This is a genomic window from Citrobacter sp. Cpo100, from assembly GCF_030332595.1.
Taxonomy (GTDB): Bacteria; Pseudomonadota; Gammaproteobacteria; order Enterobacterales; family Enterobacteriaceae; genus Citrobacter; species Citrobacter portucalensis.
Genome location: NZ_JAOWHM010000029.1, coordinates 170,155 through 184,271, shown reverse-complemented (window position 1 = coordinate 184,271; position 14,117 = coordinate 170,155). Strand labels below are relative to the sequence as shown.

The following is a 14,117-nucleotide window of genomic DNA, read 5'->3' as shown; positions in this document are numbered from 1 at the left end:
GCCAGACTGTTGTGCCTTGATTCTCAACAACCTGAACCGAACGACGTCGGTTCAGGCCATATTGGTCAGAATGTTGCCTTTCTGATGGCGTGTTCAAGGTCGTTAATAATATCTTCTGGATCTTCAAGACCCACAGAAAGACGGATAAGCCCGTCGGTAATACCTGCTTTGAGCCGTTCCTCAGGTGCAACGGGCGAATGTGTCATAGACGCTGGGTGCTGAATGAGGGTTTCGGTATCACCGAGACTGACCGCGAGGAGGCACAATTCTACAGAATTGATCATCCGCCTACCAGCCTCGAGGCCGCCGGCGATTTCGAAGCTGATAATTCCACCTGGCAGGCTCATTTGCCGCTGGCCCAGCTCATACTGCGGATGCGAAGTCAGGCCAGGATAATACACCCGAGTAATAGATGGATGCCCTTCGAGGAAGCGGGCGATTTTCAGCGCATTTTCACAGTGGCGTTCCATACGAATGCCCAGCGTTTTAACGCCGCGCAGTGTTAACCACGCATTGAAAGGACTCATGCAGCCGCCGGTGATATCTTTCAGGCCTACAAACCGCGCCTGGTCGATAAACTCCTGCTTACCAACAATGATGCCGCCAATCACATCCCCGTGACCGTTGATATATTTGGTGACGCTGTGAACCACAATATCCGCGCCCAGTTGCAAAGGCTGCTGACAGTACGGCGACATAAAGGTGTTATCCACCACCAGCAATGCGCCCTGTTGATGGGCGATACCGGCAACCGTTTCAATGTCGACCAGCGACAGCGTTGGGTTGGCGGGCGTTTCGATATACACAACTTTGGTTTCTGGTCGCATGGCGGCGCGGATTTCTTCAGGCTTTGCCGCGTCGACAAAGCTGACGTTAATCCCAAACTTCGGCATGCTGTGCGACAAAAACGCGTGGGTGCAGCCGTAAATCGCGCTGGCGGAAACGATATGGTCACCCTGCTGGCAAAGCGTCAACAGCGTTGTGGTGATAGCAGAAATACCGGACGCGGTTGCCAACCCGGCTTCACCTCTTTCCAGTACTGCCAGCTTTTTCTCCAGCGCATCGGTGGTGGGGTTACCCAAGCGGGTGTAAATGTACCCGGACTCTTCGAGCGCAAAGCGGGCGGCACCTTGTTCGGCGCTGTCAAAAACAAACGTTGAGGTCTGGAAAATAGGCGTACTAAGCGCGCCAGTTGAAGGGTCGGGTTGTTGCCCCGCGTGAACGATCTGGGTGTTGAATCCGTAAGTACGACAGTCAGACATGATATCTCCTTTAATTCGGAACAGAACAGCTCACAGTCAAATAGCAATCGCTGTGCCAGAAAATGAACTGATAGATATCAATGTGTTATGTTTTTGTCTGAACTAATGGTCGGCAGGAATGTTGCCAACTGGAAAGAATCTTTCCAGCGTGCTGGTAAGAAAATGGGTGAATTGCGAGGCGCTACGCAGAGCGCAATATTGCGCAGTGATATGGCAAGTGGGCTGCCGTAGAATCAGCGGCAAGCCGGGAATTCCCGGTGAGGCGCAATGTTGCGGGGGCTTGATCCCCGGCGGCATCGGTTGCTGGAAAGAGAAAACCCCCGCACGTTGTTTGGTATAAACCTGGCAACAAAACGGGGGCTGACTTGAACCTGAACAACTCAAGGATAGCCGTGAACAGTTGCCATTGCAACACAGGCGGCTATATGACGCTCGCACAGTTAGGCGTGGCCTTCTGGCACGATTTAGCGGCTCCAATCATCGCTGGCACCATTGCCAGCCTGATTGTGAGCTGGCTGCGTAACAGAAAGTAATGCGCTTTGTAGGCGTCTGCCTGCCGTGATGGCAACATGCGCCCGAACCAGGCCGCAGGGGGCGACCTTGCGGCCTTTTTCGGCTTAAATGCAGATAAATCTCGTCGCCAGGTGCCTATCCTGTCGCGATAATGCACGCTGGGAAGTTTTCAGATACCGCCTCTCTTAATACCGCTACGATCGGGTATACTCTGACGGCAGTTTCGTCTATCCGTGGAGAGTCAGTTTGCGTGTCAGTCGCTCGTTAACAATTAAGCAGATGGCAATGGTTGCGGCCGTTGTTATGGTGTTCGTTTTTATTTTTTGCACCGTTTTGTTGTTCCATCTGGTCCAGCAAAACCGCTATAACACGGCTACGCAACTGGAAAGTATCGCTCGCTCCGTCCGTGAGCCTCTGTCGGACACTATCCTGAAAGGGGATATTCCCGAAGCGGAAGCCATTTTAAAAAGTATTCGGCCAGCGGGTGTAGTCAGTCGCGCCGATGTGGTGCTGCCCAATCAGTTTCAGGCGTTGCGGATGAGCTTTATCCCTGAACGCCCCGTTCCTGTTACGGTGACTCGCCTGTTTGAGCTTCCGGTACAAATTTCGCTGCCGATCTATTCTCTTGAGCGTTCAGCTAACCCGCAACCGCTGGCGTATCTGGTGCTGCAGGCGGATTCGTACCGCATGTACAAATTCGTGATGAGTACGCTCTCTACGTTAGTGACCATTTACTTACTTTTGTCGTTAATACTGACCGTCGCCATCTCCTGGTGCATTAACCGCTTGATTGTGCACCCCTTACGTAAAATTGCTCGTGAGCTGAACGACATCCAACAGCAGGATCTGATTGGCTATCAACTGGCATTGCCGCGTCTACATCAGGATGATGAGATTGGTATGCTGGTGCGTAGCTACAATCTTAATCAGCAGTTGATTCAGCGACATAGCGAAGAGCAAAGCGACTTTGCAATGCGTTTCCCGGTTTCTGAACTGCCCAATAAGTCGTTTTTAATGGGGTTGCTGGAGCAGGTTGTTACCCGCCAGCAGACGACGGCGCTGATGATTGTCACCTGCGAAACCTTACGTGATACCGCGGGTGTGTTAACTGAAACTCAGCGGGAAATCCTGTTGCTTACGCTGGTCGAAAAACTCAAATCGGTATTAGCCCCCAGGATGGTGCTTTCCCAGGTGAGTGGCTATGACTTCGCCATCATCGCCCATGGCGTAAAAGAACCCTGGCACGCTATTACTCTAGGTCAGCAAGTACTCACTATCGTTAACGAGCGATTACCTATTCAGGGTATTCAACTGCGTCCTACCTGCAACATTGGGGTAGCGATGTTCTATGGTGATTTGACCGCAGAACAGCTTTACCGCCGCGCCCTGTCGGCCGTGTTAACCTCGCGCCATAAGGGTAAAAATCAAATTCAGTTCTTTGATCCGTTACAGATGGAAGAGGCGCAGCAGCGTTTGACGGAAGAGAACGATATTCTCAGCGCGCTGGATAACCAGCAGTTCGCGCTTTGGATGCAGCCGCAGGTGGAGATGTCCAGCGGTAAGGTATTGAGCGCAGAAGCATTATTGCGGATGCAGCAGCCGGACGGAAGCTGGGAGCTGCCCGAAGGGTTAATCGACAGGATTGAGTCCTGCGGCCTGATGGTGACGGTTGGTTACTGGGTGTTGGAAGAGACGTGTCGCCAGCTGTCAGCGTGGCAGGAACGGGGTCTGATGCTGCCGCTGTCGGTGAATTTGTCCGCACTACAGCTGATGCACCCGAGTATGGTCTCGGACCTGCTGGAGTTGTTAAACCGCTATCGCATCAAGCCTGGTACGTTGATCCTGGAAGTGACTGAAAGCCGACATATCGATGATCCCCACGCCGCGGTGGCCATTTTGCGCCCATTGCGTAATGCGGGAGTACGTATCGCACTGGATGACTTTGGCATGGGGTATGCGGGCCTGCGACAGCTGCAGCACATGAAGTCGCTACCGGTGGATGTCCTCAAAATCGATAAGATGTTTGTCGACGGAGTACCTGAGGATTGCAGCATGATCTCCGCCATCATTCAGTTGGCCCACAGCCTGAATTTGCAGATGATCGCCGAAGGTGTCGAAACCGAAGCGCAGCGTGAATGGCTATCACAAGCCGGGGTGGAAGTGGCACAAGGGTTCCTGTTTGCCCGACCGGTTCCGGCAAATATCTTCGAAGAACGTTATCTGGCGCCGGAAAGCGCTGATTACAAAAGTTAAAAAAGGTCTCGCTTGTGCGAGCCAGCTCAAAATTTTTAACATTTTTGTATCAATTATGATCCAGGTACATTTCTGTCAAGTTGTGTGGGTGTTACTTTAAGGCCGCAGGTTAAACAAAACCTTACAAGACCTGTGGTTTTTACTTTAAGGACACCCTATGAAAACCTCTATATTCAAAAGCCTTTACTTTCAGGTCCTGACAGCGATTGCCATTGGTATTCTCCTTGGCCATTACTACCCTGAATTAGGCGCCCAAATGAAACCGCTTGGTGATGCCTTCGTTAAGCTCATCAAGATGATCATCGCACCTGTCATCTTCTGTACTGTCGTTACCGGCATTGCAGGCATGGAAAGTATGAAAGCCGTAGGCCGCACCGGTGCGGTTGCACTGCTTTATTTTGAAGTGGTCAGTACGATTGCGCTGATCATCGGTCTTATCATTGTTAACGTGGTGCAACCCGGTGCCGGGATGAACGTCGATCCGGCGACGCTGGATGCCAAAGCGGTTGCGATTTACGCCGAACAGGCAAAAGACCAGGGGATCGTAGGTTTCCTGATGGATATTATCCCGGCGAGCGTTATTGGCGCGTTTGCCAGCGGTAACATCCTGCAGGTATTGCTGTTTGCAGTAATGTTTGGTTTTGCGCTGCATCGTCTGGGCAGCAAGGGCCAGATGATTTTCAACGTGATTGAAAGTTTCTCGCAGGTTATTTTCGGCATCATCAATATGATCATGCGCCTGGCGCCTATCGGTGCTTTCGGTGCTATGGCCTTTACCATCGGTAAATATGGCGTCGGAACGCTGGTGCAACTGGGTCAGCTAATCATCTGCTTCTACATCACCTGTATTCTGTTTGTGGTGCTGGTGCTGGGTTCAATTGCGCGCGCAACCGGCTTCAGTATCTTTAAATTCATCCGCTATATCCGTGAAGAGCTGCTGATCGTTCTGGGTACTTCTTCTTCCGAGTCTGCGCTGCCGCGTATGCTCGATAAGATGGAAAAACTGGGCTGTCGGAAGTCGGTTGTCGGATTGGTTATACCCACGGGCTACTCGTTTAACCTTGATGGGACATCAATCTATCTGACTATGGCGGCGGTGTTTATCGCTCAGGCGACCAACAGCCACATGGATATCTTCCATCAGATAACCCTGTTGGTGGTGCTCCTGCTCTCCTCAAAAGGTGCAGCGGGTGTGACCGGGAGTGGCTTCATTGTTCTGGCCGCGACTATCTCTGCGGTGGGTCATTTACCGGTTGCTGGCCTGGCACTGATTCTTGGTATTGACCGCTTCATGTCTGAAGCCCGTGCGCTGACCAACCTGATTGGTAACGGTGTTGCAACTGTCGTTGTGGCTAAATGGGTGAAAGAATTGGATACCAAAAAGCTGGATGACACGCTGAATAATCGTGCGCCGGATGGCAAAACGCACGATTTATCCTCTTAATCTCGTCACTTATGCCCGTAGTCCCTTCCAGGACTGCGGGCGTTTGCGCATAATTACCCCCTGTGCCTGAAACCGTCGATTCGGCGGCTCGGGATTTTTTCACTTCTTCCGTGACATTTTTATGTTCTCGCGGTCTAACACGAAGTGTTTTTAACGTCATATTCAGAGAGTCCTTTCGAGGGCTGTCTTTTTATTTCCAGGATAGTTGATCAGGGGTTCACATGCAGGGCACAAAAATTCGACTTTTAGCGGGCGGCTTGCTGATGATGGCCACTGCCGGCTATGTGCAGGCAGATGCGCTCCAGCCTGATCCAGCGTGGCAACAGGGCACGCTGGCAAATGGTTTACAGTGGCAAGTGTTAGCCACTCCCCAGCGTCCGAGCGACCGTATTGAGGTTCGCTTGCTGGTCAATACCGGTTCACTCACCGAAAGTGCGCAACAGAGTGGTTTCAGCCATGCGATCCCGCGTATCGCGCTGACGCAAAGCGGTGGCCTCGATGCCACGCAAGCCCGTTCACTGTGGCAGCAGGGGTTCGATCCCAAACGTCCCATGCCGCCGGTTATCGTTTCCTATGATTCCACGCTGTATAACCTCAGTCTGCCTAACAGCCGTAACGACCTACTGAAAGAGTCACTTTCTTATCTGGCGAATATCTCCGGTAAACTGAGCATCACCTCTGAAACGGTCAATCATGCGCTGAATAGCGAAGATATGGTTGCAACCTGGCCGTCAGATACCAAAGAAGGGTGGTGGCGTTACCGTCTGAAGGGATCGACCCTGCTGGGGCACGATCCCGCCGATCCGCTGAAAACGCCGGTAGACGCGTCGAAAATTCAGTCTTTCTACCAGAAATGGTATACCCCGGACGCGATGACGCTGATCATCGTCGGTAACGTTGATGCACGCAGCGTAGCTGAGCAAATCAATAAAACCTTTGGCGAGTTAAAAGGAAAACGCGAAACGCCTGCACCGGTTCCCACGCTCTCTCCGCTGCGAGCAGAAGCCGTGAGTATTATGACCGATGCAGTACGCCAGGATCGCCTGTCTATTATGTGGGATACGCCGTGGCAGCCGATCCGTGAATCTGCCGCGCTGTTACGTTACTGGCGCGCTGATTTAGCTCGTGAGGCGCTGTTCTGGCACATTCAGCAAGAGCTAACCAAAAACAATGCCAAAGACATTGGCCTCGGATTTGACTGCCGGGTGCTGTTCCTGCGCGCGCAGTGCGCGATTAACGTTGAGTCGCCGAACGATAAGCTGAACGCCAATCTGGGTACGGTTGCGCGTGAGCTGGCGAAAGTGCGTGATAAGGGACTGCCGGAAGAAGAGTTCAATGCGCTGGTAGCGCAAAAGAATCTGGAACTGCAGAAGCTGTTTGCCACCTATGGTCGTACCGATACCGATATTTTGATCAGCCAGCGTTTGCGCTCGCTGCAAAATCAGGTGGTGGATATTGCGCCTGAACAGTACCAGCGTTTACGCCAGAGCTTCCTCAACAGCCTGAGCGTTGAGATGCTGAATCAGGACCTGCGTCAGCAGCTGTCGCAAGATATGGCGTTAATTCTGCTGCAGCCGAAGGGTGAACCTGAATTCAATATGAAGGATCTGCAGGCGACGTGGGATAGCATTATGGCGCCCGTTACCGCAGCGGCAACGTCTGTTGAAACGGATGAATCACACCCTGAAGTGACGGATATCCCGCCTGTACAGTAAAGGGTATCGTAACCTGTAAGCCGGGCAAGTGAAGCGCTCCCGGCTTACCCAGTGCCGGATGCGGCGTTAACGCCTTATCCGGCCTACAGGAACAATAAATTATTGCGGCATGGCGTCGCGGGGGATAATCGCCCCACGATGCTGAATGACGGTGCTTGCCGTCAGGTGGCCGCGTTTTGCGGCTTCGGCGGCATCGCCACCGGTCAGACGGACCGCCAGATACCCGGCGCTGAAGGAGTCTCCGGCCGCAGTGGTATCGATCACTTTCTCTTTCGGCAATTTAACGGCCGGAACGTCGATCAGTTCTTCGCCTGCAATGGAAACCAGGCAAGAGTCTGCGCCGCGCTTCACTACCACTTCCTGAACGCCAGCTGCGTGAGTACGGGCAATCACCTCGGCAACGGGTTTTTCACCCCACAGTGCATCTTCATCGTCCAGCGTCAGGAATGCGATATTGGTGCATTCCAACATCTGCTGATACACCTGCTGGGTTTCTTCTTTGCTGCTCCACAGACGTGGGCGGTAGTTATTGTCAAAAATGACCTTTCCGCCGTTGGCACGGCATTCACGCAGCAATGACAGCAGCTTGTCACGGCTTGCCGGGCTTAAAATCGCCAGGCTGATTCCGCTCAGATACAAGTAGTCAAATGTCGCCAGCTCTTCGCAAATCGCGGCAGACTGCTCGCTCTCCAGCCAGAATTTTGCGGCGGCTTCATTACGCCAGTAATAGAAGGTGCGCTCGCCAGTGCTGTCGGTCTCAATGTAGTAGAGACCTGGCAGGCGGTTTTCCATGCGCTGGGTTAATGAAGTGTCTACGTTTTCACCCTGCCAGGACTCCAGCATTTGTTGGCTAAAACTGTCGGTACCCAGTGCAGTCACATAGTGTACGGAAAGTGCCGCCGCATCGACCTGACGGGCGATATAAACGGATGTATTCAACGTGTCGCCACCGAATCCGCGCTGAACGTCAGCGCCTTTCTGTGACAGCTCAATCATGCATTCGCCAATCACGGCAATCTTTCTGGACATAGTCGTAACCTGCTCTGAAAAAAATTAGCGTTAGTGTGCGCTGTGGGTGTTAAGTGGTCAACTATATTAAAACATCGTTCCATTATTTTTTTGAGCCAGCACGTGTTCTGCGTTGTTTTTGCCGCTTAGTTTTTATTTTTGCGCACAGCTGAACGTAAAGTTCTTCGTCTGAGCGCCGATAACCTTTGACGAGTCCGGTCAGTCACACTCTTATTTACAGGACATCTCAGATGATAAAGCAGGTTACCCAGCAGCTCATTACGCCCGATGCGAGTATTGAAAGCTTGCTGGAAAGACGCTATTGGCTGCAGTGCGAGCGTGCTTACACCTACCAGCCAATTTACCAGACCAACGGACGGCTGATGGCCGTTGAACTGCTGACCGTCGTGAGCCATCCTGATAACCCTTCCCAACGTATTGCACCAGACCGCTATTTTGCTGAAGTGGCTGTACGGCATCGTGTTGATGTAGTGAAAGAGCAACTTCTGCAGCTTGAGCTGAAAGGGGGCTTTTTCAGAGCCAACAACCTGCTGGCTTCAGTGAATGTCGATGGACCAACACTCATTGCGATGCGTCAGGATCCCGAAATCCTGAAAATCATTGAAGGCCTGCCGTGGCTGCGTTTTGAGCTGGTGGAACATATCCGCTTGCCGAAGGGGTCGTCGTTCGCCTCAATGTGCGAGTTCGGCCCGCTCTGGCTGGATGACTTTGGTACCGGAATGGCGAACTTCTCGGCGCTTAGTGAAGTGAGTTATGACTATATCAAAGTGGCGCGGGATCTGTTCGTCATGCTGCGCAAGACGCCGGAGGGACGTAATCTCTTCACACTACTATTACAGCTCATGAACCGCTATTGCCGCGGTGTCATTGTCGAAGGTGTTGAAACGCTGGAAGAGTGGCGCGATGTGCAAAACTCACCGGCTTTCGCTGCGCAAGGCTATTTTCTCTCTCGTCCAGTGCCTCTGGATACGCTTGAAGAGGTGATCCTGTCGCTTTGATGAGGGCGTAGTGCACCTCCTTTTCATCCTGCTGGACTATCTTTAGGACAGGCAAGGAAGGAAGTAAGGAGGTTAGACATGACGAGAACAGGTAAAATAACCACTTCAGTAATAGGGGTTTTCTTGTTGTTGATCGTCGTACTCATCATTGTGATTGCGACATTTGACTGGAACCGGCTCAAACCGACCATCAACCAGAAAGTCTCTACAGAACTCAACCGGCCCTTTGCTATACGGGGTGACCTGGGCGTGGTTTGGGAACGCCAGAAGCAGGAAACTGGCTGGCGTAGCTGGGTTCCGTGGCCACATGTTCATGCTGAAGATATCATCCTCGGCAACCCGCCGGACATTCCCGACGTCACCATGGTGCATCTGCCGCGTGTTGAAGCTACGCTCGCCCCGCTGGCACTGCTGACAAAAACCGTCTGGCTCCCGTGGGTCAAGCTGGTCAAACCCGATGCGCGGCTGATCCGCCTGTCGGAGAAAAACAATAACTGGACCTTTAACTTAGCTGGGGACGAAAACCGCGATCCTGATGCGCCGCCATCAGCATGGTCTTTCCGGCTGGATAACATTCTGTTCGACCAGGGACGTATCGCCATTAACGATAAGGTGACGAAGTCGGAGATTGAGATCCTGGTCGATCCGCTGGGGAAACCGTTACCCTTTAGCGAAGTGACCGGCGCAAAAGGTAAAGAGAGCAACGCCCGCGTCGAGGACTACGTGTTTGGGCTGAAAGCGCAAGGGCGATATAACGGCGAACCGCTAAGCGGTAGCGGAAAAATAGGCGGAATGCTGGCGCTGCGTGGCGAAGATACGCCTTTCCCGATTCAGGCTGATTTCCGTTCGGGCAATACGCGCGTAGCGTTTATCGGCACGATAAACGATCCGATGAACATGGGCGGGGCGGATCTGCGGCTTAAATTCTCGGGAGATTCGCTAGGGGATTTGTACGATTTGACCGGCGTACTGCTCCCGGATACGCCGCCGTTTGAAACCGACGGACGTCTGGTGGCGAAAATTGACCCGGAAAAATCCTCTGTTTTTGATTATCGCGATTTCAATGGCCGTATTGGCGACAGCGATATTCACGGAACGCTGGCCTACACCACCGGTAAGCCGCGACCCATGCTGAAGGGCGATGTGGAATCACGCCAACTGAGGCTGGCCGATTTGGGGCCGCTGATCGGGGTGGATTCAGGCAAAGGGGCGGAACGGGAAAAACAATCTGAACAGCGCAAAGGTGAGAAGAGCGTTCAGCCTGCGGACAAGGTCTTGCCGTATGACCGTTTTGAAACCGATAAATGGAACGTGATGGACGCTGACGTGCGTTTCAAAGGACGGCGTATTGAGCATGGCAGTAGCCTGCCGATCAGCGATCTCTCCACTCATATCATCCTGAAAAATGCCGACCTGCGCCTGCAACCGCTGAAATTTGGTCTTGCGGGAGGCAGCATTGTCTCCAGCATCCATCTGGAAGGGGATAAAAAGCCGATGCGGGGACAGGCGGATATTCAGGCGCGGCGGCTGAAGCTAAAAGCGCTGATGCCCGATGTGGAACTGATGCAGAAAACGCTCGGTGAAATGAACGGGGACGCCCGGTTTAGCGGAAGTGGAAACTCGGTAGCGGCGCTGCTGGGTAACAGCAATGGCAACCTGAAACTGCTGATGAATGACGGCTTGATCAGCCGGAATCTGATGGAAATTGTGGGCTTGAATCTGGGGAACTATCTTGTCGGGCAGATATTTGGTGATGACGAAGTGCGGGTGAACTGCGCGGCGGCGAATCTGGATATTGTTAACGGCGTGGCGCGTCCGCAGATTTTTGCTTTCGACACGGAAAACGCAGTGATCAATGTCACTGGTACGGCAAGCTTTGCGTCGGAGCAACTGGATTTAACCATCGATCCGGAGAGCAAAGGGATTCGTATTATTACTCTGCGTTCGCCGCTGTATGTTCGCGGCACATTTAAGAATCCGCAGGCTGGCGTGAAGGCCGGACCGCTGATTGCGCGCGGTGCGGTTGCTGCCGCATTAGCCACGTTAGTTACTCCCGCGGCAGCCTTGTTGGCGCTGATTTCGCCGTCAGAGGGTGACGCGAATCAGTGCCGGACGATCCTGTCACAGATGAAGAAGTGATGTCTGGCCGGATGTTTATCCGGCCTGGATTTCATGTTCAACCCAGGCCGGATAAGGTGGTTACGCCGCATCCGGCAAAAAAATTACAACGACTGATGGCGGGTTTCGTGGGTCAACAGCAGTGCAATCAGCGTCAATGCCGCCATCGATGCCAGATACGTACCAACAGCCGCCAGACCATAATTCGCCTGCAACCATGCAGCGATGTATGGGGCAACCGATGCGCCGAGAATCGACGAAACGTTGTATGAGAACGACGCCCCCGTGTAGCGCACTTCGGTCGGGAACAGCTCCGGCAGCAGTGCGCCCATCGGGCCAAATGTCAGACCCATCAGGCTTAAGCCCAGCAACAGGAAGGCGAACACCAGCACCGGATTGCCAGAGCCGAGCAGCGGTTTAAAGGCAAACAGCGCAAACAGAATGATCAGCGTGGTGATGATGAGCATGCTCTTGCGGCGACCAAACGCATCGGCCAGCAGGCCCGCCACCGGCACCATGACGCCAAAACCAATGACCGCCATCATCAGCATCCACAACACTTCATTACGCGGCAGGCCAAGCCCTACAGGCGCTGCGGCGGTACTAAACGTCATCGAATAGACGGTCATGATATAGAACAGCGTATAGGTCGCCAGCATGATGAACGTGCCGAGGATCGTCACGCGAACATGTTTTGTCAGTAGAGTACCCAGCGGGATTTTCACCTGTTTTTTCGCCGCAGCTACTTTGGCGAAAACCGGGGATTCATGCAATGAAACGCGGACGTACAGACCGATAATCACCAGCACCGCGGAGAAGATGAACGGTACGCGCCAGCCCCAGCTCATGAACTGTTCGTCGGTCAGCAGCCAGGAGAGCAGCAGAAAGGTACCGTTGGCGAAGAAGAAACCGATAGGCGCGCCCAGCTGCGGAAATGATCCGTACAGCGCGCGTTTGCGCGGTGGCGCGTTTTCCGTCGCCAGCAACGCTGCGCCGCCCCATTCACCGCCCAGACCTAAACCCTGACCAAAACGCGCCAGCGCCAGCAGCAGTGGGGCGAAAATGCCGATAGTTTCATAGCCCGGCAGCAGGCCAATGACGACTGTCGAGATCCCCATTGTGAGTAGTGAAGCAACCAGCGTGACTTTACGGCCGACGCGATCGCCGAAATGTCCGAACACCGCGGAACCGATTGGTCGGGCCACAAAGGCGATCGCAAAAGTGGCGAGGGACTGTAGCGTAGCCGCGGTCGGATCCCCCTGCGGGAAGAAGATATGCGGGAACACGATCACCGCGGCGGTGGCGTAAATATAGAAGTCGAAGAACTCAATGGCGGTGCCAATGAGCGAGGCGACGACAACTTTATTGCGCGAGTTGACCGGGGTGTGTTCCTGTTCGTTGTCGAGTGTTGTGGCTGTTGCTTGCATAATATTTTCTTATTTTTGGCCGAACGAAAGGTCATATTACGCACAGCAAAAGAGACATTTCAATCTGTAACAAACTTTGAGATCGGTCAAAAATGGAGCAAAAAGGGGATAATTTTTAGGCTTGAGATTTCACTTCCATGAAATGCTTCACACAATTTAAAACTTGGATGATAAAACTGGTTTTTGGTTAAATAAAAGTTACGGGTTGGATTTATTCACTAAATCAGTGAGAACAGGCGGCATTATAATTGCCGGATGGCGCTACGCTTATCCGGCCTACAAAACTCTCCCGTAGGCCAGATAAGCGCAGCGCCATCCGGCCAGTTAACAAAGATTAGCGGTGTGTTTTCCCCGGCATACGCGGGTCGTCTTTGTATTCCGCCGTGGCAATCCAGGCTGCGCAAAACAGGGTCAGACGAGCGAAGAAGTAGAAGAACGCCATCAGTCCAAGCACGGAACCAAATGCCGCGCCTGACGGCGACTGCACCAGTGATGGCAGCGTATACGTCATGATCATTTTGATGACTTCAAACCCCAGCGCCGCGATAAAGGTACCTCGAATGAGCGCTTTCTTACGCGGTCGGTGACGCGGTAGCCGCCAAAAAATCCAGAAGAACAGCAGGTAGTTGGCGAAAATAGAGATGGTCAGGCCGATCAGCCGCCAGGCGGGCTTCAGCCATTCGATACCGTCGAGATACAGCGCAGAGATAATCATCTGCTGGGCGGAACCGGCGATAGAGGTAATGGACAGGGTAACAATCAGCGCAACCAGTAAGCCAATCAAGGAAACAAAATCACGCAGATATTTGACCCAAATTTTTTCCTGATCCTGCGGCGTACGTTCCCAAACATCCCGCGACTGGGCACGAATCGCTTCGCGCAGGTTCCCCATCCAGTTAATGCCGGAATAGAGCGCGATACCCAGCCCAACCAAACCTACGGTCGTACGCTGCTGAACGGCGGTATTGATGGTGTTTTTCAGCGTAGAGGCGAGCGTCGGATCGCTGACGTTCAGCAGAATCTTGCTGAAGATATCCTGCAACAGCGTAGGGTGCGAAGCGAGAATAAAACCCGCGGCGGCAAACGACACCATCAGGATTGGAATCATCGACAGAAACGAGAAGTAGGTAATGGCGGCACCAAACTGATTTCCCATACGATCGTTAAACCGCTCTGCGGCACGAATAAGATGGGCGATGATGGGCTGGCGTTGAATTTTATCGGCGAAGGTCAGCGCGGTTTTCAGCGCCTGGTTCGCTTTAGCGTTTTTCTCCGGCGAGGCGGAGGCTGATTTATGTTCTGGCGTAGGGTGTTTTGCGTCTTGTTCCTGCGTCATCCGATCGGTTGTCCTTATTTTG

The 14,117-nt window shown here is 53.0% G+C and carries 10 protein-coding genes; 6 read left to right on the top strand and 4 right to left on the bottom strand.

Translation table 11 applies throughout. The annotated features are described in order from the left end of the window. Positions 1 to 65: 65 nt before the first annotated feature. A complete protein-coding gene (gene megL / locus OGX96_RS06190) occupies positions 66 to 1,262 on the bottom strand; it encodes a methionine gamma-lyase (protein WP_008786414.1) in 1,197 nt (398 codons plus the stop codon). A 425-nt stretch (positions 1,263 to 1,687) separates the two neighbouring features. Between megL and OGX96_RS06185 the strand changes: the two genes are divergently transcribed. The 4 genes from OGX96_RS06185 (at position 1,688) to OGX96_RS06170 (ending at position 7,187) form a co-directional block, all read left to right on the top strand. Then, on the top strand, positions 1,688 to 1,795 hold the full coding sequence (locus tag OGX96_RS06185) for a type I toxin-antitoxin system toxin Ldr family protein (RefSeq protein WP_003827426.1): 108 nt from the start codon (positions 1,688 to 1,690) through the stop codon (positions 1,793 to 1,795). Between the two features lie 226 nt (positions 1,796 to 2,021). Beyond that, entirely contained in the window at positions 2,022 to 4,028 is a 2,007-nt protein-coding gene (hmsP, locus tag OGX96_RS06180) for a biofilm formation regulator HmsP (RefSeq protein ID WP_020996063.1), read from the top strand. A 157-nt stretch (positions 4,029 to 4,185) separates the two neighbouring features. Next, positions 4,186 to 5,472, top strand: a complete 1,287-nt coding sequence (gene dctA, locus OGX96_RS06175) for a C4-dicarboxylate transporter DctC (RefSeq protein ID WP_286582450.1) — start codon at positions 4,186 to 4,188, stop codon at positions 5,470 to 5,472. 221 nt (positions 5,473 to 5,693) lie between these two features. After that, the gene (locus tag OGX96_RS06170) at positions 5,694 to 7,187 is read left to right on the top strand and encodes a M16 family metallopeptidase (protein ID WP_032945317.1); all 1,494 of its coding nucleotides are present in this window, start codon (positions 5,694 to 5,696) and stop codon (positions 7,185 to 7,187) included. A 99-nt stretch (positions 7,188 to 7,286) separates the two neighbouring features. On the opposite strand, the gene kdgK is transcribed toward OGX96_RS06170, so the two are convergent. Beyond that, entirely contained in the window at positions 7,287 to 8,216 is a 930-nt protein-coding gene (gene kdgK / locus OGX96_RS06165) for a 2-dehydro-3-deoxygluconokinase (RefSeq protein ID WP_008786409.1), read from the bottom strand. Positions 8,217 to 8,446: 230 nt separating this feature from the next. Between kdgK and pdeH the strand changes: the two genes are divergently transcribed. Further along, on the top strand, positions 8,447 to 9,214 hold the full coding sequence (gene pdeH / locus OGX96_RS06160; RefSeq protein ID WP_008786408.1) for a cyclic-guanylate-specific phosphodiesterase: 768 nt from the start codon (positions 8,447 to 8,449) through the stop codon (positions 9,212 to 9,214). A 78-nt stretch (positions 9,215 to 9,292) separates the two neighbouring features. Next, positions 9,293 to 11,353, top strand: coding sequence for an AsmA family protein (locus OGX96_RS06155; protein ID WP_286582447.1), 2,061 nt, complete (start codon positions 9,293 to 9,295; stop codon positions 11,351 to 11,353). A gap of 83 nt (positions 11,354 to 11,436) precedes the next feature. Here the strand turns inward: OGX96_RS06155 and OGX96_RS06150 are convergent, their stop codons facing one another. Further along, a complete protein-coding gene (locus OGX96_RS06150; protein ID WP_003023312.1) occupies positions 11,437 to 12,759 on the bottom strand; it encodes an MFS transporter in 1,323 nt (440 codons plus the stop codon). 334 nt (positions 12,760 to 13,093) lie between these two features. Further along, a complete protein-coding gene (gene yhjD / locus OGX96_RS06145; RefSeq protein ID WP_020996065.1) occupies positions 13,094 to 14,095 on the bottom strand; it encodes an inner membrane protein YhjD in 1,002 nt (333 codons plus the stop codon). Between the last annotated feature and the right edge of the window lie 22 nt (positions 14,096 to 14,117).